The organism is Marivirga tractuosa DSM 4126, from assembly GCF_000183425.1.
Lineage (GTDB): Bacteria > Bacteroidota > Bacteroidia > Cytophagales > Cyclobacteriaceae > Marivirga > Marivirga tractuosa.
The window spans coordinates 3925096-3950485 of the sequence record NC_014759.1 but is presented as its reverse complement, the minus strand read 5'-3'; the positions used below and the strand labels follow the sequence as shown (position 1 = coordinate 3950485).

Genomic DNA, 25390 nt, shown 5'->3' with positions numbered 1-25390 from the left:
CAGACCAATTGAAAAATAGCCCGAATTAAAAAATCTACCTTAATTTGCTTGTAGCAGTTAATAGGTCGTTTAACGCCCCTTACAATGCAAATGTTATTTTCTAAAAATTTCGAATTCAAAAATGCAAAATAATAACTGCATTGTAAAACATAACAGAATATACAACCTCTAACTAAATATTGTAATAGCAACACCGTTATTAGATGCTAATGATAAATAGAACATTATTGATAATATTCTTACACTGAAAGCATTATTAAATAAAGATTTTAAGTCAATTTTTTTAATATTTTTTACTAAATTCAAAGTATCTCATGAATAGCGATTAAATTTGACATGAGATTGAATAAATTAGTTATTAATTAAGCAATTTGTGCTAAAGAAATGATAGAAGAGCAAGAAGCTACTTTAAAAGAAAAATTAAAAGAGGTATTTGGATATAATCAATTCAGGGGAAACCAGGAATTGATCATGCAAAACCTTATTAACGGCAAAAACACCTTTGTGATCATGCCTACAGGGGCTGGGAAATCACTTTGCTACCAATTACCTGCAATTTCTAGAGAAGGAACTGCATTGGTAGTGTCCCCATTGATTGCATTGATGAAAAATCAAGTAGATACTTTGGTTGCGTTGGGAGTCAATGCCGCATTTTTAAATTCAACATTAACTAAAACTGAAACCAAAAGGGTAAAAAAAGAAGTCATGAGTGGTAACTTGAAACTTCTTTATGTTGCTCCTGAATCTCTCACCAAAGAGGAAAATGTTGAATTTTTAAAACAGGCAAATATCTCATTTGCTGCAATAGATGAAGCCCATTGTATATCTGAATGGGGACACGATTTTCGTCCAGAATACAGAAGGATCAAATCCATCTTACAGCAAATTTCAAATATCCCGATTATAGCCCTTACCGCCACTGCAACTCCTAAAGTTCAGTTGGATATTCAGAAAAATCTGAATATGGAGGAAGCCAATGTTTTTAAATCCTCCTTTAACAGAGAAAACCTTTACTATGAGGTTCGACCAAAAAATCAAGCCAAGAAACAACTCATCCGATTCTTAAATGAGAGAAAAGGGAAATGTGGTGTTATTTACTGCTTGAGCAGGAAAAAAGTTGAAGAAATTGCTGAATTTCTAAACGTAAATGGATTTAATGCAGCTCCCTACCATGCAGGTTTAGAAGGTGCTACCAGGATGAAAAATCAAGATGACTTCTTAAACGAAGATGTAGATATCATTGTGGCCACTATTGCCTTCGGAATGGGAATTGACAAGCCAGATGTACGCTTTGTAATTCATTATGATACTCCAAAATCTGTAGAAGGGTATTACCAAGAGACAGGAAGAGCTGGAAGAGATGGTCTAGTTGGTGATTGCCTTATGTTCTACAGTTATAATGACATTCTTAAGCTGGAGAAATTCAATAAAGACAAGCCTGTAACCGAGAAGGAAAATGCTAAACTTCTCTTAGAAGAAATGTCTTCTTATGCAGAATCTTCTGTCTGTAGAAGGAAGCAGTTACTCCATTATTTTGGAGAAGAATTTGCTGACTATTGTGGAAAATGTGATAATTGCCGCCACCCCAAAGAAAAATTTGATGCAAAAGATGAGATGATTACAGTTTTAAAAACTGTAAAGTTAACTAATCAAAGATTTGGCATCAATCACTTGGTGAATGTAATTAGAGGTTCCAAAGACCAGTACGTTACAAGCTATGATCATAACAAACTTGACGTTCATGGTGTGGGAGCAGATCAAGATGTGGAGTTTTGGAAATCAGTAATTCGACAAACCATGCTGTATGGTTATTTAGAAAAAGATATTGAAAATATCGGAGTTCTAAAAATTAACAAAGCAGGTGAAGATTTTCTTAAAAACCCTACGGATATACAGTTTACTGTCAATCACGTCTATACTGATGACGGTGATGAGGATCAGATTGAGAAGGACGCTGTTTCTGCGAAGGCATTTGACGAAACTTTATACACTCAGCTTAAAGCATTAAGGAAAAAGGTTGCTAAATCTAAAAATCTTCCTCCTTATGTGATTTTCCAAGATCCTTCATTAGAGGAAATGGCAACTACCTACCCTACTACAAATGAGGAAATGGCAGCTGTCAACGGAGTTGGTTTAGGAAAAGTCCGGAAGTTTGGAAAGCCTTTTATGGAGTTGATCAAAGAATATGTTGATGAAAATGATATCATTACGGCTGCGGATGTAATGGTCAAATCATCGGTGAACAAATCAAAAATGAAAATTTTCATCATCCAGCAGGTTGATAAAAAAATAGATCTGGAGGAAATTGCGGAGATGAAAGATATTTCATTTGAAGAGTTGATCGATGAAATAGAACATATCTGTTACTCAGGCACCACCTTAAATTTAAATTATTACTTAAATCAAATTATCGATGATGACAAACAGGAAGAAATCATGGAATACTTCCTTTCAGCTGAATCGGACAGCATTGATGATGCCATGGACGAATTTGATGAAGAATTTAGTGAAGAGGATTTAAGGCTTATGCGTATTAAGTTTTTATCTACTTACGCAAACTAATTCTGATGACCGCATTATTTGCGGTCATTTTTTTCATTAATTTTACTGTCGACACATTACTTTTCCTAAGGGAAAACGAAAAAATTGAACTAACTAGATGAACATATTAATATTAGGCTCTGGCGGAAGAGAGTACGTTTTTACTGAGAAAATAGCCGCAAGCAATGATTGTGATAAACTATTTGTAGCCCCTGGAAATGCAGGGACTGCACAAATTGCAAAAAACATCGATTTATCCCTTACAGACTTTAAGGGAATAGCTGAGTTTTGCTCGAAAAATTCTATTGAAATGATTATTGTAGGGCCTGAGGCACCGCTAGTTGCAGGAATCAGGGATTATTTTGAGGCTGATAGTACATTAAAAAAGATTCAAATAGTAGGGCCTGGCAAAGCAGGGGCAGAATTAGAAGGAAGCAAAGAGTTTGCTAAAAGCTTTATGCAAAGACATAGTATTCCTACTGCAGCCTATTCAACTTTTAATAAAGCCACTTTATCAGAAGGACTTTCCTATTTGCAAACACTAAAGCCTCCTTATGTTTTAAAAGCAGATGGACTAGCGGGAGGTAAAGGAGTAGTGATCTGTGAAAACCTTGAGACTGCAGAGCAAAGTTTAACGGAAATGCTGAAAGATAAAAAATTCGGAGCTGCAAGTGAAAAAGTAGTCATTGAAGAATTTCTATCAGGCATTGAACTATCTGTTTTTGTCTTAACCGATGGAGAAAACTATAAAGTTTTGCCTGCTGCTAAAGATTATAAGAGAATTGGAGAAGGTGACACAGGCTTAAATACTGGCGGAATGGGAGCCATTTCTCCCGTGAAATTTGCAGATTCTACCTTCATGGAAAAGGTAGAATCAAAAATCATTAAACCTACCGTTGATGGTTTAAAAAAGGACAAAATAGACTATCAAGGCTTTATATTTATTGGATTAATGAATGTTGGAGGAGAACCTTATGTTATTGAATATAATGTGAGAATGGGAGATCCTGAAACTCAGGTGGTACTTCCTAGATTGAAGAGTGATCTGCTATCTATATTCAAGAGCTTGAAAAACAAAGACTTAAAAAATGAAGAGTTTGAAATAAGCGATCAAACTGCTTCCTCGATTGTATTAGTAGCTGGCGGCTATCCTGAAAGTTATGAAAAAGGAAAAGTTATAAAGGGCTTGAATGATGTGGAGAATGCAAAAGTATATCATGCTGGCACGGCTCAAAAAGATAACGAGGTAGTTACAGCTGGCGGAAGAGTTTTAGCCATTACAGGAATGGGAGAAAATTTGGAAGTTGCTTTAAAAAATGCCTATGCAGGCGCAAATAAAGTCTGTTGGGATGATATATATTACAGAAAAGACATTGGTCAGGACTTGCTTGCTTTACAAGGTCAATGACCACTATTGAGGAAACTCTATGCAAGCTTAAATTTCTAGGAGACAGAAAAAACTTACACTAATGTAATCAAATGAATATCCCTCTATTTTTCTTTTGAGGAATTGGTATTCGTTTTAATTAAATGTAGAATGCTGTGAATAAACACAGCTTTAAATAGATAGATTATGGGATGCTCATCATGCGGAACTAAAAATAAAGAAGGCACCACAACAGGTTGCCAGAATAATGGAGGTTGTAGCACAGGCGGATGCAATAAAATGAATTCTTTCGACTGGTTGTCCAATATGGATTTCCCTAATTACGATAATTTCGATATAGTTGAAATCAAATTTAAAGGCGGCAGAAAAGAATTCTTTAGAAATATTCATAACCTAGAATTAGTTACAGGAGATGCTGTAGTCGTGGATGTACCAAATGGGCATCACATCGGATATGTTTCCCTGCAAGGTGAATTGGTCCGTCTGCAGATGCAAAAGAAGAAGGTTAAAAACGATGATGAAATAAAAGCAGTATATAGAATTGCCACTGACAAAGACCTTGAAAAATGGCATGAGGTACAAAATAGGGAAATGCCGACCATGTACCGAGCTAGAGAGGTAATTCAAGAGCTTAAATTAAAGATGAAACTTTCAGATGTAGAGTTTCAAGCAGATAACTCCAAAGCTACTTTCTACTACTCAGCTGAAGAAAGAGTAGATTTCAGGGAACTGATTAAAAAACTAGCAGGTGAATTTAAAATCAGGGTGGAAATGCGTCAAATCTCTCTTCGTCAAGAAGCCGGACGAATTGGAGGAATAGGCAGTTGCGGAAGAGAGCTATGCTGTAGCACTTGGCTTACAGATTTTAAAAGTGTATCAACAAGTGCTGCTCGTTATCAAAACCTATCATTAAATCCAAGTAAACTTTCTGGACAATGCGGCAGACTAAAATGTTGCCTGAATTATGAATTGGATACTTATATGGAAGCTTTAAGTGGTATTCCTGATGTTGAAAAACCGATTCAAACCAAAAGAGGCAGTTTAACTCTACAGAAAACCGACATCTTTCGTAAAATCATGTGGTTTAGTTACTCCGAGGATAATATCTGGCATCCTGTCAAAGTCGAGAGAGTGGCAGAAATAATTGCCCTCAATAAGCAAGGTGAAAAACCGGATACTTTAATGGAAGATATTCTTGAGATTGAGGAGTCGGTTCAGATCAATAGTGATTTAATTAAATTAGACCGTAAATTTTCTAAACCTAAAAAGAAAAAGAAGAAAGGCGGTAAGTTTAATCCAAACAAAATCAAAGCTGAGAAAGGGCCTAATTCATCTCCTAAAGAAAAGCCTCAAGGCAATACTAAAAAGCATAAGAACAAAAAAAGGTTTAATAAAAACAGAAACAACCCTAACAATAAAAAAGAATAATGAGGGCAATATACAGCACGGTATTTATGGCATTTCTTATCTTTGCTTGTACTGAGGAAAGATACTATGAAAACAACCATGATTTCAAAGATAGAATCTGGAATATGGAGGAATCAGCTGTTTTTAACTTTGAAATTGATAGCATTGAAATTCCGTATCAAATCAAATTGAATGTCAGAAATACCATGGAGTATCCATACCGAAACCTTTATATTAATTACCAGCTTAGAGATTCTACTAATTTAATGGAAGATAAATTAGTAAACCTAAAACTTTTCGAAGCCAAAACTGGAAAACCTTACGGAGATCATCAAAGTGACCTATATTCACATCAATTGATTCTGCAAGATTCAGTGTTTTTCCATCAAAAAGGGAAATACAAAATAGAACTAAAACAATATATGAGAGAAATGGAATTAGAGGGTATTGTGTCTACTGGCATTAGAATCGAACAAATTAAAAACTAATGTCAATGTCTATTTTTTAATATTTCAACATAATACACCAAAACATTTCCTTCCATGTAAAGAATAGAATTTCATATTTGAAATATTTAAATCAATAATTAGCTTCAGCTCCATCAATACACAATCCAATTCTTTCTAAGAAAATTTTGCTAAGAAAAGTACTAATTACGGTAAGAATGAATTGATATGCCTGAACTCAACCTTTTTGCGAGTCAGTTTTATAATAATCAAATTCTTTTAAAATCCGAACAGCAATATCGTACTCACTTGACCTTTTCACAAAAGCAGGATCTAGGTCGAGATATTGGATAAAATCAGTTAGTTCATCACCTTTCAATCCTGTTAATTCACTTACTATTTCAGGATTATACTTCTTGCTATTCGATATAGTAGATTCTTTATTTGCTACGGTTTGATAATACTTTAGCTTATTTTTATGGGCTTTACTTATTTTTTTGACAATAAATGAGATGGGTTTATTGATTGCATATCCTACCGAGTTGGTATAGTCAGGATCATAATTTTTCGGAATTTTGCCTTTTGATTTTGCTGGTGGCATACCTGCAATCTCAAAGCTATTATCAGCTTGAACACCCATTTTTACAATGCGATTCCTGAAGTCTGCTTCGGTCTCTGGCAAATTACTAACCCTTACTTCCTCTAACTGAATGCTAGCTGGATTCAAGCTAATAGTTAAAAACTTTGAGTTTTTAACTATAAACTGCTTCGTATTATAATTTACATTTGAAACTACTAGAGTGTCTCCCTCCTTAGCAATTAAATAAAAACTTCCATTTTCATCTGAAATGGCCATTCTATTGGCAGTGGTGTTTACAATATGGGTACCTTCAATCGGTGAGCTATCCGCACTGGACGTAATTTCTCCTTGTAGCTCTTGTGTCTGACCTAAAGCAGATATTGACATTGATACAAGGAAGAATATTAACAAGCTTTTCTTCATTTGGGCAAAACGTATTAAAGTAAGGACTTATTATATTTAAAAATTTTCAAAAATCAAATTATGCACTCAGGATTATTCCAGGCTAATCTTAGCCTGATATTTTTTATACGAATCTAAGATCGTCTTTACTATTTCATAATCAGTTGCAGCGCTTATAAAATCTTTATTAAGATTCATAAAACTCATGAAATCCATTAATTGTCGATTTTTCAAACCAGTTAGTCTGGTTATCATCTCTTTGTTATATTTCTTCTGATTTAAGATCCGTTGTTCTTTTGACGCCTTCAATTCAAAGTAATCTCTTTTAGCTTTGTGTTTTTTACTGTACTTCTTTGTAAAATATGATATTGGAATTGTCACTGAAGGATTGAACTGTTCATCTGCTCCAAATACAACCTCCGTTTTGCGTTCATATTGTTTAGGAATTTTCCCTTTTGGCTTACCTGGTGTAACTCCAAATGGAATAAAGGGCTCTGTTTCAATCATCTCTTGCTTAATAATCCTTTTCTTAAATCTGTATTCATCTTCTGGAGTTCTAGTCACTTGAACTTCCTTTAGTTCTACTACTTCTGGTTTTAAAGAAAATACTTTGAAATCGAAATTTTCAATTATTATCTGCTTAGATTGAAATCCTACATAAGAAATGCTTAAAGTATCGCCTATATCCGCTGGGATCTGAAACTCCCCCTTACTTTTGGTAAATGCTAACTTGCCTTTTGAAACATTCAAAATATGAGCACCCTCAATACTGCTAAAATCCTCAGAAGACAGAATGAACCCCGCAAACTGGTTTTGGCTTAAAATTGACTGACTCCCTATAAAGATGAATATTCCTGTAAATAAAATACGCATTTACAAACAAACGTATTGAAGAATGGAATATTACTCAGTTGATCTATCTAACAAGCGTTTATCTATATTTTTAGTAGTCTTAGCACCTAATTCTCGTAATATTTCAGTTCTTCTGATCAAATTTCCTTTCCCGTCATAAAGCTTTTTCATAGCATCAGAATAGCTGTTTTGAGTGGTTTTCAAGTTATTACCCACCTTTAATAAATCATCCGTAAAGTTGGTGAACTTATCGTATAAGGCTCCGGCTTGTGTAGCGATCTCAATCGCATTCCTGTTTTGCAAATCTTGCTTCCAGATATAGGAAATAGTCCTTAAGGTTGCCATCAAAGTAGTGGTGGACACCAATACAATGTTTTTGTCTAATGCCTTTTCATAAAGACTATGGTCTTCTTTTAAGGCAATAGTTAAAGCTGGTTCGTTGGCAATAAACATTAAAACATAATCTGGTTGATTAATATCGTAAAGATTTTGATAATTTTTGTCTCCCAAGGTCTTTATGTGGGAATACATACTATCTAAATGATTCTTCAAAAATCTAGCACGTTTCACGTCATCATCGGCATCAAAGTAGTTGCTGTAAGCCGTTAAGGAAACTTTAGAATCTAAAACTAAATACTTGTCATCAGGCATTTTGATGATATAATCTAATCTTTGATTATCTCCTTCTTCATTTTTGTAATTTTTCTCCTTCTCATAATGCACTCCTTTCTGCAGACCTACTTTTTCCAATATGGCTTCCAATTGCATTTCGCCCCAATTTCCCTGAGATTTGGAATCACCTTTAAGGGCTCTTGTTAAATTTTCAGCCTCTTTAGTGATTTGAAGGTTTAACTCTTTTAAGGATGTGATTTGTTCCTTTAGAGCACTGTTCCAAATCAGATTCTCTTTATTACTTTTCTCGACTTTCTCTTCAAATTTATCAATTTTCTCCCTCAACGGATTAAGCAGTTCACCGATATTAGTTTTATTCTGATCGGTAAATTTTTTGCTTTTTTCTTCAAAAATTTCTTGAGCTAAATTTTTAAATTCATTCTTAAATTGCTGTTGAAGTTCGGCTAATTCTGATTTATGTTCATCTAACTTAATCTTAAGATTTTTATAATCTGATTCGACTGTTGATAACTGCCTGTTCAGTTGAACATTTTTTTCTCTCTCTTGAGCATGAGTATCTTTTTCGTTCTTCAATTCAGTAGCTAAGTTCTCCTTTTGACTTTTTATTACACTCAGTTCAGTCAATAACTGCTGCTTTTCTTCTTTTAGAGCCTCTATCTCATTCCCACCTCTGCTCTGAGATTTCACTATAAAGTAAGCAAGGACTGCCCCAACTGCTAAACCAATGACAACTGCTATTATTTCCATTTAACTACTATTATGATACTATCTAACATTTTTCAAAATTAAAGATTTGCAAGGACAGATTTAATACAAAGACTGTAAAATGTAAAGAGCAAAAAAAAGCCGGATTAACCGGCTTTTATACACTTAATGTAATTATATATTAGTTCAATACAAATCTAATTGGAATTACTCTCTGAGAACGTACTGCTCTACCTCTTTGTCTACCTGGAGTCCATTTTGGAGAGTTCTTCACTACTTCAACAGCAACTTCATCACAGCCTCCACCAATACCTTTAACGGCTGTCACATCTGTTAATGAACCATCTTTCTCAATTACGAACTGCACATAAACAACACCTTCAATACCCATCCTTTGAGCTTGTCTTGGGTATTTATCTGATAATTGATTAGCCACGTAATCATAGAAAGCTTGAATACCACCTGCAGGCTCCGCTTGTTGCTCTACAATTTGGAAAACTTTGTCCACTTCCTCTTCAGTCTCTTCTTCGAACACCATATCTTCAATAGCATCATCTTCCGTCATGTCCATATCCAAGTCCAATTCAATTTCCTCTTCAATTTCTTCTTCATCAGGAATTTCGATAATTTCAGGAAGCTTCACTTTTGGTGGCGGGGGAGGTGGTTGCTCCGTTGGCGGAATCTCCATGATTTCTTCCATGTCATCATTAACCTGACCTAAATCCATGGCAGGTCCCTCATCATAAAATTTGTATTCAAAAGCAAAAAACACCAAAGAGATAGACACCACTAATCCTATATTTAGGAATAATGTCGACTTTTTATTGATGTCAGCTTTCGGATTCTTTTTAAGTTCCATAATTAAAGCATCGTTTAGATAGTAAAACTATTATTTAATGAATAAAATTCAAATTATCCTTACAATCTTTTCGATTTTTTATACAATTAAATTTTATAAATCAAATAAAATACAAACCATCCTGCAAAAACTCCAAGTGAATTTGCCAAGATATCAGCAAATTCTAAACCTCTGTCAGGGATTAAGGTCTGAAATAATTCAATTGCCAAACCATAACCAAAGCTAATGGCAATTGCTAATAGTACAGCATTATAACGAATAAACAAAAAGGTATATTGTTTGGAAAAACCAAGCACCAGCAAAAAACAAAGTATGGCAAATACAATAAAATGAGCTATTTTATCAAAACTTAGGAAGTCCCATACATTGGTTAAAGGCATTGACTCACCTGGTGTTAGTCCTAACAGCAAAATGAGCAAAAACCAGATAATCCCAAACAGATTATACCTGAGAAACATACTTATTCCCCTATCAATTCTTTGTAATCTTCAGCAGATAATAATTTATCGACAGAAGATGGGTCGGAAAGCTTCAACTTAATCATCCAGCCCTTTTCGTATGGATCTTCATTAACGGATTCAGGAGCATCTTCAAGATCTTCATTAAATTCCAAAACTGTCCCTCCTACCGGCATAAACAAATCAGAAACCGTTTTTACAGCCTCAACAGTACCAAAAACTTCACCTTCATCAAGTTCTTCATCAATTGATTCAACTTCAACATAAACGATATCACCTAATTCGCGCTGAGCAAAATCTGTTATACCGATATAAGCTTCGTCACCCTCAACCCTCACCCATTCGTGATCTTTAGTGTATTTTAAATTCGCAGGTATATTCATATGTATATAATTGTTTTTAAGTTGTTATATGGAATCTTTGATTATAATTCATTTTCGATTGGTGTATATTTCAAATTTGAATTTTAATCTCGATTTCATGAGTTACTATTTAATAATCCCTCAAAATTACACTCTTTTTTTGGATGCAAAAATAATTATTGCAATCCGAACCGAATTTGTACTCCAAAGGCCGTATTTGTTGTAGGAAAGGAATTTTGAACCCTTGGTTCGTTGAAGTTTCTTTGATAATAAAAATTAAGATTCAGACGCTCGTTAACTGTATAATTTACAGTTGGTCGAAGTTGGAAGTTGATGGTTCCATCTACAAGAACATTCCTACCATCATCTAATGTCCTTTGCACAACCTCAGTATCTCTCACGGTAATACTCAGCTGCATGGTTAAATCGTTATCTAGCGAGATAGTCCGCCCTTGAACCTTAAATGGTAGTGTGAAATTAGGGTCAGTGAAGCCTATATCAACTACTATATCATTACTCTTTTGATCTGTTATTTGGGAAGTTTCTGTACTCAAGGCTACATTTCTCTCCTTTTTGTATTCAAATTTAGCCGTCAACCTTCCAGAACTCCTTAAACTCACCCCAATTAAAGGAGAAAAACGCTCCGAAATCAATACCTGACCAATTGTATATACGGGTAAATAGAAACCACTATCAGAAACAGCTGTTGGTAAAGGATACTTTTCTATGCTATTACTTAAGTTTAATTCACTTTCTTGACTGTATACTGCATTATTAATATAATTATTGATGGTTAAAGTTGATACATAAGCATGACTCAAACTAACACTTGGAAAAACATCTTTAATCGCCTTAATATTAGTTAAGCCTTTATAATCTACTCGCCAATTTGGTAAAGGTAATTTAGGGAATGGATTTGTTGATACTTCATCCGTTGAAGTACCTGAATAAGCAGCAAGAAATGATGGAATCAATACATCCTGATGATTGATTTGATACTCTCCACCACTTGTATTAGCGGATGAAAGCCTTTGCCTAATGCTTTCTCTATTTTCCCTGACTTGTTCAAATAAAGGTGAAAATGAATCATCAGTAGGGACAAATGATGTTTTTATCATATTATAACTCATGATATAATTACCGCTTCTTGAAGGGGTGAGATTTACAAATGAATTTGACTCATCGCTAAATCTAAATAACTCGCTATAATTCTCATTCACAGTTCGATTAACATCTAGTTGAATACTTAAATCTTTTGCTGGTTCAAGAGTAGCCTTTAGATCCAATGTTTTTACAATGGATTGAGTATAGAAATTTGATTGGGAAGTAGATCTAGCCAACCAATCATTCTCAGCAGCAGTATATCGAATAGATGGATCTTGACTACCAAATACAAATGGTAAACCAGGGGCTGTTAGTGATGAGTCTAATCCAAATAAATAAGCTCTGTTTCTAAAGCCTGGCAACATAGTACCACCTCGTTCAGAATAACTTCCTGTTACATTTTTTAAGGACATTAATAATTTTAAAAACCCTTTAACTATCGGTGCTCCAGGTTGACTCCATGTCGTATCTTTTTGGTTTGCTCTTAACCTTGGGGGATTATTTATTTTATTGAGAATCTTTACTTTATTATAAAGTTTATTCATATCTAATCGGGAATTCAGTCCCCATTCATTGCTGTTTTGAATAAGGTGCCCTAAAGTATCTATTTGATTTAAAGAGCCAGACGTCCAATTGAAATCAACCTTATAACGAGCTTCCGCAGAAATCCAATCCGTTAATGGGAATTTGCCTAAAGGTAATTGATATCCTGTTACTACACTTTGATCAAAATTCTTCATCCTTCCAAGGTTTTGAAGATTGGTCATAATAGAATCTCTTTTTACCTCACTATTAATTTCTCCAGCTGGTTCATCTATGATTGAGAAAGCTCTTGCTGTATAGTTTATATTGATATTTTCAGTTAAGTTCCAGTCAAGATTGTAATTTCTATTGAGGGTAAATGATTTTTGAAATTGCGGCTCAATCCCATCAATCGTTAACCTGTCGTTTCTCAACTGCGTTTTCACATAACTTCTGTCCAAATCAGCCCTCAAACTAAAACTGGTTGGCAAAGGATTTATGTTAATATCCTGAATTAATTTTAAATAAGGTGAGCTTAAAAAATCGACATCCTTTAAAGGTGCGATATTTGTGTTTGGAAACCCGTAGTTATATCCAACAGCCCCTTTATAATTTTTTGTAGCAAATTCTGCTGTTTGCAAATTGCTTCGAAAGATGTCACTATAAGCATATGTAAAATCGAAATTAGAAATGGCAATTGGCCACACTAGCTTGTCCGTTTCTTTTCTTTCTTTTCGGACATTTGTGAAGTTTATACTTCTTCTTACTTCTTGATCTATCACTAATTGTCGATAGCTTTCAGCTTCTTCCGCAGTTTCAAAACTTTCTAAAGCAGCTGTTAGTGGAATATCAGGATCTCTAGGGTCAAAAAATGGGGTGGCAGTAAAAGTCTGATAGCCTAAATACATCGGTATTTTTATGCCGGTTTCCTCCTTAAAGAATTTACCTAAGCTAATATTTGCCGAAACATCATAGGCTTCGCTGGTTTCTCTTGTTCTTTGGGCAATATTTTGTTCAATCCCACCGAAGCCCACAGTAGTGTAACTGGTGCCTAAAGTTATGTTAGCAAAATCTGCTAATTGAGCATTTAAAGTTGCATTTGCCGCCCAACCATTCGTTTGATCAAAATCTGTTACCCTCAACTCATTTGCCCATATACATAGATCTTGAGGCATAGTACTTCCTCCTTCAGGGTTCCTTATCCCAATCATCATGGTTTGAACAGAACTCATATCTGGTCTACCTCTTACTGTTATAGTATATTTCCCTGATTCTTCTATATAGGGTAACAAAACATTCTGATTTCCCAGTTTTCTATTTCTTCTGGCCTTCAGCTCATACAAGCGATCTAAATCCATGTCGATTTCATTCTCTAATGGCCAGATTTCTCTTGCATCTGTAGTTTGGTAAGGAGTTATTGTTAGTGGAAGTTCAATTTCATAGTAGTTATCGTCAAAATCTGTACCTAACCTAACAAAAGCGGTAACTTCGTCATTGTTCACATTTGGGCTTTGGGCGTGAAGAAATAATTTAAGCCTGCCATAGTTAACTAAATCAAAATTCACATTCTTAAAGGCTGCTACAGCTTTACCATCTTCCAGATCATCCACGCACAATTGAATGGACTTTTCATCTTGTCTTACTTGATTCGCTACGGCAGCAATATCTTGGTCCCTTGTAATTCCTGGCGGTAAAACATAGGGAACTTTGCCTGGCCCATTTTCAGAATTTGCCTCAATACTAACAGATGATATTACTAGATTTGAAGGTTTAGTTTCTGGTGTTTCTATAATTCCTGCCCGCTCTAATGAACCATTATATTTTCGCCATTGAGACCCCACCAATCTAAAGTCAGCCATTCTTAAAACAACTGGCTGTTCAAACTCTGATAAAACCGTTCTTATGTATCGGATTGATTTAAAACCCTGAATATCTCCTTGTGTTCGGGAAGGATTTCGCACTGGAATTCTAAACAAATACCATTTCACATTCTCATTTTCATCAGAAGCCGTCACTTCATCTACTATCAATGGATTTGTAGCAACATTGAGGTCATTTTCATTAAGTGCAACTTCATATTCATAATATTCTTCCAAAGTGGATACCGTTTTATCGTTATTCAAATCTTCTGAATCAGGAAAACGACTGCCGGAAGGATTATAGGTTTCTTCACCACTACTCCCGGGAGTGTTTCCTTCTGTTTTACTAAAGTTCTTATATCGCTCTATAACAGGTGCTTCCCTGTCATCAAAATCATCTCCCAAGAAATATCTGAAATTATCTGCGGCAACATCTGCTAAAATACGATCCTTTGCTTCTTCAGAAATAGCAGGATTAGCATTGATCTCATTCACAAAATCACTATAAAATTCTGATTCCTGGTCATTTCTAACTCCATCTAGCCCAACATCCTGATTAGGTCTGGCATTTTCATTATTAGAAAAAACATTAGTTATAGGTGGATCAGCAGGTACTCTTCCCTCTTCTGTAATATCTACTCCTGCTTCATTATTGTACTCTTCTGGCAATCCATTTTCAAAAGCAAGCTTATTATCAGGTAGCACATCTTCCGAAACACTGCCTAAATTAAAATATAATTTTCCACCTGTAGTGTTATTTGTTGCATCCTCAGTCCCATCATCTATCACTCCCCTTGGAGTATCAATAAATGGATCCATCAACCAAAATTCAATATACTCTATATTATTCTTGTCAAAATCTACCTCAGAGGTGATAGGTCTTGTTATTCCGGCCCAATTCTGCTTGGGGTTCTTAAGTAATCCATCATTTGTAAGGTCGCTATTGAAGTTATACATACCTCGCTCGGATGGAAAATAAGAAATATCAAATGTTTGCAAGATATTACTACCAACATTCCGGTCTCTATTCTTATATATTTCCTGCATTACAATACCTCTCGAATAATGATTCTCCCGTGCTTCTTCAGAAATGACTGCTGCATTGGCACCATTCGTATTATAAATTGTCGTATTATCGATATTATACCAAGCTAACTTTGCTCTCTTTTTATTAGCACCCCACTTTCCTTGGTCTTTAAATCTATTATCCTCCGTCTCTGGAGTGGCCGCCATCTTCCAACTTACAAAATCACTTCCTAAATTATTTACTGTCACAGATTGCTCAAAATCATCTAAATAAGCTGTTCCCTGACCATCTACCTGACTACTAGTAGAAGGAATCAGTTGAGCAAATTCTCCTCTAAAGGTGAGGGTTGATGGCGCCTTTGTATCTAAAAAAGGAAGGAAATCAACCATCTTGGTTAAAAAAGGCACCTCATCACTGTAGTTCAAATCCAAGCCCCACTTCGTATTACTTGAAGGTTCCGAACCAATCGTGTAGCGAGAGACACCCAGCGGTCGTTGCGTATGGCGAAGCACAGTGGCTCCAATATTAATTTTATCACTTACTACGTAATCAAATCGAGTTCCTATTAATGTTTTGGATTGGAAATTGAACATATCTTCGGTTTCGAAATCAATGTCTATATCACGTCCTGAACTAAGAATCCCTTCATTCAAAATGATCACCTTACCTAGATTATAATCCACTCGATAATCAATTCCTTCTTGCAAAGGAGTGCCCCCAGCACTGACCCGAACAGAGTTTTCGGCTACATTTAATCCAGGTAGGGCAATTTCCGTAGCAGAGCCACTACTTTCGTATTGACCTTTTATAAAAAATTTATCTTTAGAAGTTAACTGTTGCGCATCATTTTTGGTGGATTCGTAGAGTGTATTAAAAACATACTTGCCTCTAAAAGTTTGCTCATCATCTCGAAACTGCTGGCTTAAGCTACTCCCGAAAGGCTCTAAAACAGGGAAAATAATTTTCCCCTCATTCTGATTAATTGTTAAACCATTAATATAATCGAAATTACCATCTGGTTGCGGATCATTATTTTGATTAAGACTATCTAAATTAAACACCCTTAATAGCGGTATATCCCTTAATGAACTTTCGTGCAAACTTGGGTTATCCTGACCAGTTCTGTCATCTCGATAAATAATTCTTAATTGAAAGCCCTCTTGCGTTATTTGACTACCTTGAAGGTTATAAATGTTCTTCATCATTAAATCCCAGGTAGGAACTTCAACATTAATTTTTGAAGGCCTCAATAGTTTCAATAAAACTACCTCATCATTGGACCTACTACCGTAATTCTCAGCCATTTCACCTACTTGAAACCGTCTACCGTTATAGGTGTATTCATAGGACACTGCAAGCATTTCATCATTTTGCAATTGTCTTCTAAGGGATATGTAACCTAATTCCTTATTGAAACTATATTCAGTAGCATCTAATTTTCTAGCTACGTTAATAATCTCGTAATCCACAGTTCGAGATAAATTAGGATTTGATGTTTCCAGAGTATTTAAAAAACTATCATAATCTTTATTGTAGCTATTAATACTGTTCCAAAGATTATTGGCATCATTATCAGTTGGGCTATTTGATGGAGACCCAGGTTTTAAGAATTGATCTTCATTTATATTATTTGGATTAGCTTCACCCAAATCCATAAAGGCCGCTACTGATCTGATGTTCTGTGTATTCTCATTTCTATTAAGCACGTAGACTTCAACTCTTCTGATATCTAAACTAGAATTGATCCTTGGCAAACCACTTAGCCATCTTTCATAATTGTTTCTGAAGAAATGTCCTAAAAAGAAATGTCGGTTTTCATCGTAATCTGAGGCTCTGACTTGAAATTCTTTCCTTTGAGCTCCGCCTTCAACTTTTATACTTTCTGCTTTTCCTCTTTGAGTTGAAGCAACACTGGTTACAAATAAATGTCCAAACTGCATTTGTGTTTTAACACCAAATAAATTTTGCGCACCCGACAATAAAGAATTATTGACAGGCATACTGACATTACCTATTTCAATTTTCTTCAATATTTCTTCCTCATATCCAGTATACTCTACCTTTAAATCATTCTGGAAATTAAAAGAGTTATTATTAGCGAAATTCGCAGTAATCGCCAATTTCTCACCCACTTTCCCTACAGCATTCATATTGATTTGCTGATCAAATTCAAAACTGGAATATTTTTGAGCCTGTACTGGAAGATTTGGATTTTCATTTTTAGTAATCCGTCCTCCAAAATCAAGAGTGATGAATCCGTTTGGTACCAATTCTACAAAGCTACCACCAAAAAGTCGATCAAAAACAGGACTAACATAAAGAGGTGGAATAAGTGAACGCCCACTTACAGCACTTTCACCATCTAAACCCAAGGAGCGTTCTTTCCAATACTCTTTTAATATTCTATCATCTTGGTAATCCGAAAATTCCTCATATGACATTGAAGAAGTAGGCCTGAATTTTATATCCCCAATAGTTTCATAAATAGAATAATTAAATCCGGTATCAATTTTCACGTCCATGTTTAAGGCCGCTGGATCTTCCAGCAATAATGGGCTGTTACTGGTTTGGTTTGAAAAAGGGTCACCATATCGATCCTGAGCTTGGTAGGTAGGCCTCCTGGTAGGTTGATAATTTCTTACACTATCCGTTTTTGTAGAATCAGTTTTTACGGTATCTTGAGATTGTTGCGCAGACTGCTGAACTTCTTGGAACAAATTGAAAGCATTGCCGTTAAAATTGGCGTATAGGTTGTTACTACCTCCAAAAATGAAAGTAAAAATTGTGAATACCCTTAAAAGAAGTTGAGTGCTTCTACTTAGCAAAATACAATTTAGTTTAGGCTGATTTTAAGGCTTGCTTGATTAATTGCTCTAAAGTAATATTTTCCTTGTTAGCTTGCAATATCTTATCAATAACCTTTTCAGCAGAATTTTTGGCAAACCCTAAATTTATTAAAGCAGATAACGCTTCGTTTCTCAAGCTATTGTTTGAAACTCCAGAAGATTGGGTAGATTCTGTAATTAAACCTTCTTTTTTATAACGATCTTTCAATTCCAAAATAACTCTTTGAGCCGTTTTCCCTCCTATTCCTTTAATAGATTGGATTTGTTTAACATTCTCCGCAACGATTGAAGATTTAATTTCATTAGGATTCATGGCAGAAAGCATTCCAATTGCTGTTGAGGGGCCTATACCTGAAATGCCTATCAAATCCAAAAATACGGTTCTTTCTTCAGGGAGGTAGAAACCATATAAAGTTTGGGAATCTTCTTTAACATGAAAATGAGTCAACACTTTTACCTCCTTCTGGCTCTTGAAGGCATCATAAGTAGACATTGGTATGATAACATGGTAACCTACTCCCCCAACCTCAATAATTAGGTGAGTAGGTTCTAATTCTATAATACTTCCTTTTAAATATGAAATCATAAATTTGATCGGTTCTGATGGTCTTGAGAATCCACCACTGAAATGGCTACCATATTTACTATTTCTCTGATGGAACTCCCTAATTGCAAGATGTGAACAGGTTTATTCATACCCAATAAAATTGGTCCTATTGCTTCCGCATTTCCCAATTCCATTAATAATTTATAAGCAATATTACCCGATGCCAAACTTGGGAAAATAAAAGTATTTGCTCCTTTATCTGCTAATTCACTGAAAGGATATGTTTCCTTCAATAATTCTTCATTAACGGCAATATTAGCTTGAATGTCACCATCAATGATTAGATCGGGCCATCTCTTTTTGGCAATCTCCCTTGCTTTAGCTGTTTTCTCCGGTATTTCTCCTTTACTACTTCCGAAATTAGAATATGACAACACCGCCATACGTGGTTCAAAACCAAAAACTTTAGCTCCTCTAGCGGTCAAGCCAATAATTTCTACAAGCTCATCTACTGTTGGATTTGTATTTACCGTGGTGTCCGAGAAAAAGAAAGTACCTTTTTTGGTTAATAAAATATACATACCCGCTACTCTCTTTCCTTCTTCAGCACCGATGATTTCAAGAGCAGGTCGAATAGTTTTAGGATAATCTTTGGTAAGCCCAGAAATCATCGCATCTGCTTCACCTAATTCTACCATCATGCTGCCAAAGTAATTTCTGTCACGCATTAATTTTACTGCTTCATATTGCGTAACTCCCTTTCGCTTTCTCTTCTCATACAGGACTTTACCGTATTCTTGACGTTTTTCATCATTCAAGAAATTATCAATTATCGTTACACCGCCTAAATCCAATTGATGCGTTTCTATAAGTGATTCTATTTTTTCTCGATTACCTAGCAAAATCGGGACCGCAATACCTTCATCTATCACCATTTGAACAGCTTTCAGAATATTCGCATTATCCGCTTCTGAGAATACCACTCGCTTAGGGTCTTTCTTGGCCTTGGTCAGTATTCTGTTCATTAATTTCTGATCAACTCCAATTCTTTTTTGGAGATCTACATCATACTGAGCCCAATCTCTAATATTAGTTTTTGCCACGCCCGATTTCATTGCCGCATTGGCAACAGCTGGTGAAATAGTAGTGATCAAGCGCGGATCAAGCGGTTTAGGAATCAAATATTCTCTCCCAAATACGATTTTCTGATCATCATAGGCTTTATTAATCAATTCTGGCACTGGTTGCTTTGCCAATTCAGCAATTGCGTAAGCTGCTGCCAACTTCATCTCTTCATTAATAGCAGTAGCTCTTACATCCAATGCTCCTCTAAAAATATAAGGGAAGCCTATCACATTATTTACTTGATTAGGATGGTCGGATCTCCCAGTAGCCATGATAATATCTTTACGAGCTGCCATAGCCTCAGCATAAGGAATCTCAGGATCAGGATTCGCCAATGCAAAAACTATAGGATTATCAGCCATTGCTTTGATATGCTTCTTATTAATCACATTACCAGCCGAAAGACCCAAGAAAACATCAGCATCTTTCATGGCATCCAAGACATCTTTGATTTCGGTATTAGCAGAGGCAAACATTTTCCCTGTTTCACTTAAATCATCTCTATCTTTGGTTAGCAGCCCCTTCCTATCAAACATATAGATGTTCTCAAGCTTGGCTCCTAATGAGTGATAAAGTTTAGTACAGGAAATGGCTGCCGCACCGGCTCCTAATACCACAATTTTAACATTCTCAATCTTTTTATCTACTAATTCCAAGGCATTCAATAAGGCTGCACTAGAAATAATAGCAGTACCATGCTGATCATCATGCATTACAGGAATATTCATTTGCTCCTTTAATGCAGTTTCTACCTCAAAACATTCAGGAGCTTTAATATCTTCCAAATTGATACCCCCGAAAGTAGGTTCTAATGATTTAATTATTTGAATCAGTTTTTTAGGGTCTTTTTCTTGAATTTCGATATCAAACACATCAATTCCTGCAAATTTCTTGAACAAAACACCTTTTCCTTCCATTACGGGTTTAGAAGCATCAGGTCCAATATCACCCAATCCTAAAACCGCAGTACCATTGGAAATTACTCCCACTAAATTCCCTTTAGCAGTATATTTATAAGCATTCTCCTTGTCTTTTTCGATCTCCTTACAGGGTTCTGCCACTCCTGGCGAGTAGGCCAATGCCAAATCTGACTGAGAGCTTAACATTTTAGTAGGTACCACCTCTATTTTCCCTGGTGTGCCTTGCATATGATAATTTAATGCATCTTGTCTACGAACTTTCTTCGGCATAATAATGTCTATAATTGTTATAATTCATTCAATTTAGGAAATATTATAGAATCCCTTATTGAAAAAATAAATATTAAAGTAATTTTAGAAAAGACTGCAATATACTGCAGCGTTAATCATGATTTTTAACAGATTAGTCTTTAATAGTATCTGGAACTTTTGCAGTACTTAAGATGGCTTTCAATCTTCTCATCGGTTCGCGTTTAGATTCGCCAGGCGCATCTAAATACCCCTCCAGATAATATAAATCACCTGAATCTTCATTTGCAAAAAGGTAACTAACAAATGCACCACCTCTGGAATTATCTGAATATTTCCATAAGCCTTTAATTCTTAAGGCATATTGATTATTAAGGTTTATTGTATCAATCTCAAAATCAATTTCATCCTGACTGGTTAAATGCAAATCTGGGATATCTTTATCAGTAATATACTTCCTACCCAATGAATCTCTGAATGACTTAATCTTATCCGGATTAAAAACCGATTCATCATTATATGGCATTTTAACAAGCCAAATATTGTATTCTTCTTTGCTGTCCAGTTCTCTTAACCAAATAAAATCATTGCTTTTTTGAGCAACATCAAAACCAACAGGCACAATTAGTTCAAGATCTAGGGAATCTTCGATATAATTCATAATCCCTTTTTGAGCGGTTTTCTTAAATGAAGAAACTAAACGCTCAGCTTCTTTATCATTGAAAAACTCCTTTATTCCAGATTTATTTTCCTTGATATTATTGATTAGCTCTTCTTCATTTCTTCCGAATAAATAAAGTACTTCCTGACCACGTGCGTACACATCTTGTTGATTAAAAGAAAATAATTTAGGATTCTGCTCAATTTGATTTAATGAATTTTCAGTGAAATACCTTTTCATGTATTTCCCTTCAGGTTTCTTATTATCAAGAGTGGCAACAAATATCAAATTCTGAGATGCCTTAAATACACTATTAAATTTACTAGGATCAACTGGTTTTAAATCATAGAGCTTCTCATCTTGTGGCAACACTTTGACATTTGAGGTAAAAACCTCTCTTAATAAGTTTCCCAATTCACCATCCCACAGACTGGGAGGAATTACCATTATTACTTCTCCAGTTTCCCCTCTGGCTTTTTGTAAAGTGGAGCTTGAATTTTGATTTTCGTCCCCATCCTTACCTTTATCATCACATGAAATCACAAAAAAAGAGGATATAAATAAAAGCGTTAATAAATATAATTTGTTGATTTTCAGCATAATCTAAATTTTACGAATTATCTTTAACTTTGAGTACTTGACCAGGTTTTATCCCATTTCCCTCCAAATTATTTAATTTTTTCAACTTCTCTACGGTTAATCCATCAAATCTTCTAGAAATATCCCATAAGGTATCTCCATTTTGCACACGATATTCTCCTGACTTTATCGCTACAGCCTGTTTAGAACTTCCTTTCTGGCTAATGGCAGTTAGTTGTTTATTTACATTATCATAAAAATCATCGGCAATCCATATATTCAGGGGCTGACCAACTCGAATCACGGTTCCTCTTAGACTATTCCATTGCTGCAAATCTGCTATCCTAACATTATAAGTTTGCGCAATTTTACCTAAAACATCACCTGATTGAACTTTATAAGTAAGTTTTTGCCTTCCATAGGTACTTCCTACTTCATTTTTAGCTAATCTCTCGAAATGCTCTTTTCCCTGTCCGGCAAACTGCATGATCGCATCTAAATTTTCAGCTACAAAATCTTTGTGATGCGAGGGGATTCGTAAATTATAATTTAGATGCTTATCCGAAATAGCACCATGTTTAAGCTCTGGATTAAGATCATTTAAAGTTTCTAAACAAATACCTGAATGTTCCGCAAATAAGGGCAAACTTAAGAATCCATTTATTGAAATTTCCTCATAATCAGGCATATACTCATATTCTTCAATAAAGAAATTATGCTCTTCTAAATAGTTCATGCTGTACATAATAGCAATAAATTGCGGTACATAAGATCTGGTTTCTCTGTATAGATAGGGATAAATTTCCCAGAAATCTTTTTTATAGCCGCTTCTTCTAATTGCCTTGCGAACATTCCCTGGCCCAGTATTATAGGCAGCTAAGGCTAATGGCCAATCGTTATAAAAATATTTATAAAGAAAAGACAAATAACGACAAGCCGCATCTGTGGACTTTTCCATATCCATTTTCTCATCTAAATACCAATTCTCAGATAAGCCATAATCTAATCTGCCAGTTAAAGGCATAAACTGCCATAAGCCAACGGCTCCAGCTGGGGATTTTGCCTTTGGATTTAAGCCTGACTCAACTATTGCTAAGTACTTTAATTCATCTGGTAAATTATATTTCTCCAAATAGCGCTCAATCATTGGGAAATATTTGGTCTGCAATTTGGCTACTTTTCTTGTATACTCGCGATCAGTTACTGTAAAGTAGCTAATAAATGAATTTACAATTGGATTGAAAGTCAAAGGAATTTCATTCTCAATTTGAGCTAATCGTTCTTGAATGATTACTTCTGAATATTCAGGAACGTATTCATATTGATGAGAAAACTGAATCAGCTCTTCATCCACTGAATCATTAATAATAACAGTAGAATCAGTAGATAAGGTTTTCGATAGCGAATCAGGGGTTATAGTTTCTGTCAAAGAGTCCGCTTTCTGGGCATAGGTTATCAGTATAGTAGACGCCCATAAAACTCCAAAAATCGATATTTTTTTTACTATCTCCCTCATAATATTTAGATTATGATTGCATCAAATAATCAGCAAATGCATATAATTCAATCTCTTTGAATACGTCAGTCATAATTTGTAAGCCAATTGGTAAATTTTGAGCATCCACTCCATTTGGAATGGAAATAGCTGGAATGCCACTCACGTTAGCTTGAACGGTAAAAATATCCTCCAAGTACATTTCAGCAGGATTATCTCGGTTTGTGCCTAGTTGAAATGCAGTGGTTGGGGTGGTAGGCATAATGATAAAATCATATTCCGAAAGCATTTCTCGGGTTTCATCTCTAATGATCCTTCTTACTTTTTGAGCTTTAGTATAATAAGCGTCAAAATAACTAGCAGAAAGCACAAAAGTACCTAGCATAATTCTCCTTTTCACTTCCTCGCCAAATCCTTGAGAACGGGAAAGTTTATACATGCTTTCCATATTGTGCGCCTCTGGTGCTCTATATCCATAGCGCACGCCATCGAAACGAGATAAATTAGTACTAGCTTCTGCGGTGGTTAAGATATAATAGGTTGGTAAAACATAATCTAAATGAGGAAAAGTGACTTCTTCCACTTGATGCCCTTCCTTTTTCAACCATTCTAATTTAGAAATGGTGGCTTCTTTTATTTCAGAATTTAATGCTTCATTTTCTATAGTCTCCTTTACGTAAGCAATCTTCAATTTTTTATTAATGTGGAGATTGCTAGCATAGTCAGGCACTTCTTCTGTCGAAACTGTACTGTCATATTCATCATAACCAGCAATTACTTCTAAAATACGAGCATTATCTTCAATATTATTTGAAAATATACCAATACAATCAAAAGAAGAAGCGAAAGCGATTAAACCGTAGCGAGAAACTCTGGAATAAGTAGGTTTAATACCCACTACCCCACAAAAAGCGGCTGGTTGCCTTACGGAACCACCCGTATCAGTTCCTAGAGAAGCCATACATAGGCCGGCTTGAACTGCAACAGCCGATGCCCCAGAAGAACCACCGGGCACTCTTGAATGATCAGCTGCATTTAAAGTAGGTCCAAAAGCAGAGTTTTCATTGGAAGAACCCATAGCAAATTCATCACAATTTTGAGCTCCAATGATAATGGCATCTTCATCAAGTAATCTCTGAACTGCCGTTCCTGTAAATTGGGATTCAAAACCTTTTAAAATTTCAGATGCAGATCGAACCTCATGGTTTTGATGAACCAAGACATCTTTTATTCCTATCACTAGACCAAATAGTTTCCCTAGTGGCTTTCCATCTTTTAACTTCATTTGAAGTTGATCAGCTTTAGCCAAGGCTTCAGTTTCGTAAACATCTAAAAAGACATTGAGCTGTTTTTGCTCTTCAATTTGCTTTAAATAATGTTCAACAACCGAATTTAGGGAATACTTTTCTTGCTTCAGCTCCTGCTGAAGTAGTTTTAGACTGTGATAGGTTTCCAAGTTTTATTGGTCTTTAGTATTGCTACTTTCAGTACTATCTGTTTTAGAGGTTGTGTTTTTTGTACCTCCGTCTTCAATATTGTCTTTAATTTCTGTGGTAGCATCTTTAAACTCTCTGATACCTTTCCCTAGGCCTCTTGCAAGGTCAGGAATTCTTTTAGCACCAAAAAATATTAAAATCACTAACATGATCAGAAGAATTTCCCATCCTCCCAATCCTCCTAAAAATGCAAATACTGTGTTCATTGCTTATTTATTATAAATGTGAATGTAAAGTTAAATAATATTTGACTGCCTAAGCAATCACTCATCAAAAAATTGACAGCTTATTTATGAGAAAGGGTTAAAATGGTAGAATAGTTCAGTTA

17 protein-coding genes are annotated in these 25390 nt (G+C 35.2%); 4 read left to right on the top strand and 13 right to left on the bottom strand.

From position 1 onward, the window contains the following. Nucleotides 1-384: 384 nt before the first annotated feature. The 4 genes from recQ (at nucleotide 385) to FTRAC_RS16715 (ending at nucleotide 5823) form a co-directional block, all read left to right on the top strand. The gene (recQ, locus tag FTRAC_RS16730) at nucleotides 385-2562 is read left to right on the top strand and encodes a DNA helicase RecQ (protein ID WP_013455464.1); all 2178 of its coding nucleotides are present in this window, start codon (nucleotides 385-387) and stop codon (nucleotides 2560-2562) included. A 97-nt stretch (nucleotides 2563-2659) separates the two neighbouring features. Further along, nucleotides 2660-3949 (top strand): phosphoribosylamine--glycine ligase, encoded by a 1290-nt coding sequence (gene purD / locus FTRAC_RS16725; RefSeq protein WP_013455462.1) that lies wholly within the window; start codon nucleotides 2660-2662, stop codon nucleotides 3947-3949. A 165-nt stretch (nucleotides 3950-4114) separates the two neighbouring features. After that, complete coding sequence (locus FTRAC_RS16720; protein WP_013455461.1) at nucleotides 4115-5356, top strand: PSP1 domain-containing protein; 1242 nt, start codon at nucleotides 4115-4117, stop codon at nucleotides 5354-5356. Further along, nucleotides 5356-5823, top strand: coding sequence for a gliding motility lipoprotein GldH (locus FTRAC_RS16715; RefSeq protein WP_013455460.1), 468 nt, complete (start codon nucleotides 5356-5358; stop codon nucleotides 5821-5823). Before FTRAC_RS16720 ends, FTRAC_RS16715 begins: the two co-directional genes overlap by 1 nt. Nucleotides 5824-6019: 196 nt before the next feature. Here FTRAC_RS16715 and FTRAC_RS16710 read toward each other — a convergent pair whose 3' ends face one another. The 13 genes from FTRAC_RS16710 to FTRAC_RS16650 form a co-directional block, all read right to left on the bottom strand. Continuing rightward, a complete protein-coding gene (locus tag FTRAC_RS16710; protein WP_041649942.1) occupies nucleotides 6020-6748 on the bottom strand; it encodes a carboxypeptidase-like regulatory domain-containing protein in 729 nt (242 codons plus the stop codon). Between the two features lie 108 nt (nucleotides 6749-6856). Beyond that, nucleotides 6857-7636, bottom strand: coding sequence for a peptidase associated/transthyretin-like domain-containing protein (locus FTRAC_RS16705; protein WP_013455458.1), 780 nt, complete (start codon nucleotides 7634-7636; stop codon nucleotides 6857-6859). 30 nt (nucleotides 7637-7666) lie between these two features. Next, nucleotides 7667-8995: a DNA recombination protein RmuC gene (gene rmuC / locus FTRAC_RS16700; protein WP_013455457.1), complete on the bottom strand. Its 1329-nt coding sequence runs from the start codon at nucleotides 8993-8995 to the stop codon at nucleotides 7667-7669. Between the two features lie 139 nt (nucleotides 8996-9134). Then, complete coding sequence (locus FTRAC_RS16695; protein ID WP_013455456.1) at nucleotides 9135-9812, bottom strand: energy transducer TonB; 678 nt, start codon at nucleotides 9810-9812, stop codon at nucleotides 9135-9137. A gap of 86 nt (nucleotides 9813-9898) precedes the next feature. Beyond that, entirely contained in the window at nucleotides 9899-10192 is a 294-nt protein-coding gene (locus FTRAC_RS16690) for a VanZ family protein (protein WP_245545988.1), read from the bottom strand. Between the two features lie 80 nt (nucleotides 10193-10272). Then, nucleotides 10273-10653, bottom strand: a complete 381-nt coding sequence (gcvH, locus tag FTRAC_RS16685; protein ID WP_013455454.1) for a glycine cleavage system protein GcvH — start codon at nucleotides 10651-10653, stop codon at nucleotides 10273-10275. A gap of 155 nt (nucleotides 10654-10808) precedes the next feature. Next, nucleotides 10809-17969, bottom strand: coding sequence for a T9SS outer membrane translocon Sov/SprA (gene sov / locus FTRAC_RS16680; protein WP_013455453.1), 7161 nt, complete (start codon nucleotides 17967-17969; stop codon nucleotides 10809-10811). A gap of 13 nt (nucleotides 17970-17982) precedes the next feature. Beyond that, nucleotides 17983-18576, bottom strand: coding sequence for a Holliday junction branch migration protein RuvA (ruvA, locus tag FTRAC_RS16675; protein ID WP_013455452.1), 594 nt, complete (start codon nucleotides 18574-18576; stop codon nucleotides 17983-17985). Beyond that, the gene (locus tag FTRAC_RS16670; protein ID WP_013455451.1) at nucleotides 18573-20852 is read right to left on the bottom strand and encodes an NADP-dependent malic enzyme; all 2280 of its coding nucleotides are present in this window, start codon (nucleotides 20850-20852) and stop codon (nucleotides 18573-18575) included. Before FTRAC_RS16670 ends, ruvA begins: the two co-directional genes overlap by 4 nt. A gap of 133 nt (nucleotides 20853-20985) precedes the next feature. Further along, the gene (locus FTRAC_RS16665; protein WP_013455450.1) at nucleotides 20986-22092 is read right to left on the bottom strand and encodes a DUF4837 family protein; all 1107 of its coding nucleotides are present in this window, start codon (nucleotides 22090-22092) and stop codon (nucleotides 20986-20988) included. Nucleotides 22093-22102: 10 nt separating this feature from the next. Next, nucleotides 22103-23587 (bottom strand): lytic transglycosylase domain-containing protein, encoded by a 1485-nt coding sequence (locus FTRAC_RS16660; protein ID WP_013455449.1) that lies wholly within the window; start codon nucleotides 23585-23587, stop codon nucleotides 22103-22105. Nucleotides 23588-23597: 10 nt separating this feature from the next. Then, nucleotides 23598-25022 carry an Asp-tRNA(Asn)/Glu-tRNA(Gln) amidotransferase subunit GatA gene (gene gatA / locus FTRAC_RS16655; protein ID WP_013455448.1) on the bottom strand — a complete coding sequence of 475 codons (1425 nt, stop codon included), beginning with the start codon at nucleotides 25020-25022 and terminating at the stop codon, nucleotides 23598-23600. A 3-nt stretch (nucleotides 25023-25025) separates the two neighbouring features. Further along, on the bottom strand, nucleotides 25026-25268 hold the full coding sequence (locus FTRAC_RS16650) for a Sec-independent protein translocase subunit TatA/TatB (protein ID WP_013455447.1): 243 nt from the start codon (nucleotides 25266-25268) through the stop codon (nucleotides 25026-25028). Nucleotides 25269-25390 lie beyond the last annotated feature (122 nt).

What these genes read in the sequence shown, in the direction of transcription:
- FTRAC_RS16670 (WP_013455451.1), bottom strand. Translation starts at nt 20,852, where the DNA reads ATGCCGAAGAAAGTTCGTAGACAAGATGCATTAAATTATCATATGCAA.
- FTRAC_RS16660 (WP_013455449.1), bottom strand. Translation starts at nt 23,587, where the DNA reads ATGAGGGAGATAGTAAAAAAAATATCGATTTTTGGAGTTTTATGGGCG.
- FTRAC_RS16710 (WP_041649942.1), bottom strand. Translation starts at nt 6,748, where the DNA reads ATGTCAATATCTGCTTTAGGTCAGACACAAGAGCTACAAGGAGAAATT.
- gcvH (WP_013455454.1), bottom strand. Translation starts at nt 10,653, where the DNA reads ATGAATATACCTGCGAATTTAAAATACACTAAAGATCACGAATGGGTG.
- FTRAC_RS16690 (WP_245545988.1), bottom strand. Translation starts at nt 10,192, where the DNA reads ATGCCTTTAACCAATGTATGGGACTTCCTAAGTTTTGATAAAATAGCT.
- rmuC (WP_013455457.1), bottom strand. Translation starts at nt 8,995, where the DNA reads ATGGAAATAATAGCAGTTGTCATTGGTTTAGCAGTTGGGGCAGTCCTT.
- FTRAC_RS16715 (WP_013455460.1), top strand. Translation starts at nt 5,356, where the DNA reads ATGAGGGCAATATACAGCACGGTATTTATGGCATTTCTTATCTTTGCT.
- FTRAC_RS16665 (WP_013455450.1), bottom strand. Translation starts at nt 22,092, where the DNA reads ATGCTGAAAATCAACAAATTATATTTATTAACGCTTTTATTTATATCC.
- FTRAC_RS16705 (WP_013455458.1), bottom strand. Translation starts at nt 7,636, where the DNA reads ATGCGTATTTTATTTACAGGAATATTCATCTTTATAGGGAGTCAGTCA.
- recQ (WP_013455464.1), top strand. Translation starts at nt 385, where the DNA reads ATGATAGAAGAGCAAGAAGCTACTTTAAAAGAAAAATTAAAAGAGGTA.
- FTRAC_RS16650 (WP_013455447.1), bottom strand. Translation starts at nt 25,268, where the DNA reads ATGAACACAGTATTTGCATTTTTAGGAGGATTGGGAGGATGGGAAATT.
- FTRAC_RS16695 (WP_013455456.1), bottom strand. Translation starts at nt 9,812, where the DNA reads ATGGAACTTAAAAAGAATCCGAAAGCTGACATCAATAAAAAGTCGACA.
- ruvA (WP_013455452.1), bottom strand. Translation starts at nt 18,576, where the DNA reads ATGATTTCATATTTAAAAGGAAGTATTATAGAATTAGAACCTACTCAC.
- purD (WP_013455462.1), top strand. Translation starts at nt 2,660, where the DNA reads ATGAACATATTAATATTAGGCTCTGGCGGAAGAGAGTACGTTTTTACT.
- FTRAC_RS16720 (WP_013455461.1), top strand. Translation starts at nt 4,115, where the DNA reads ATGGGATGCTCATCATGCGGAACTAAAAATAAAGAAGGCACCACAACA.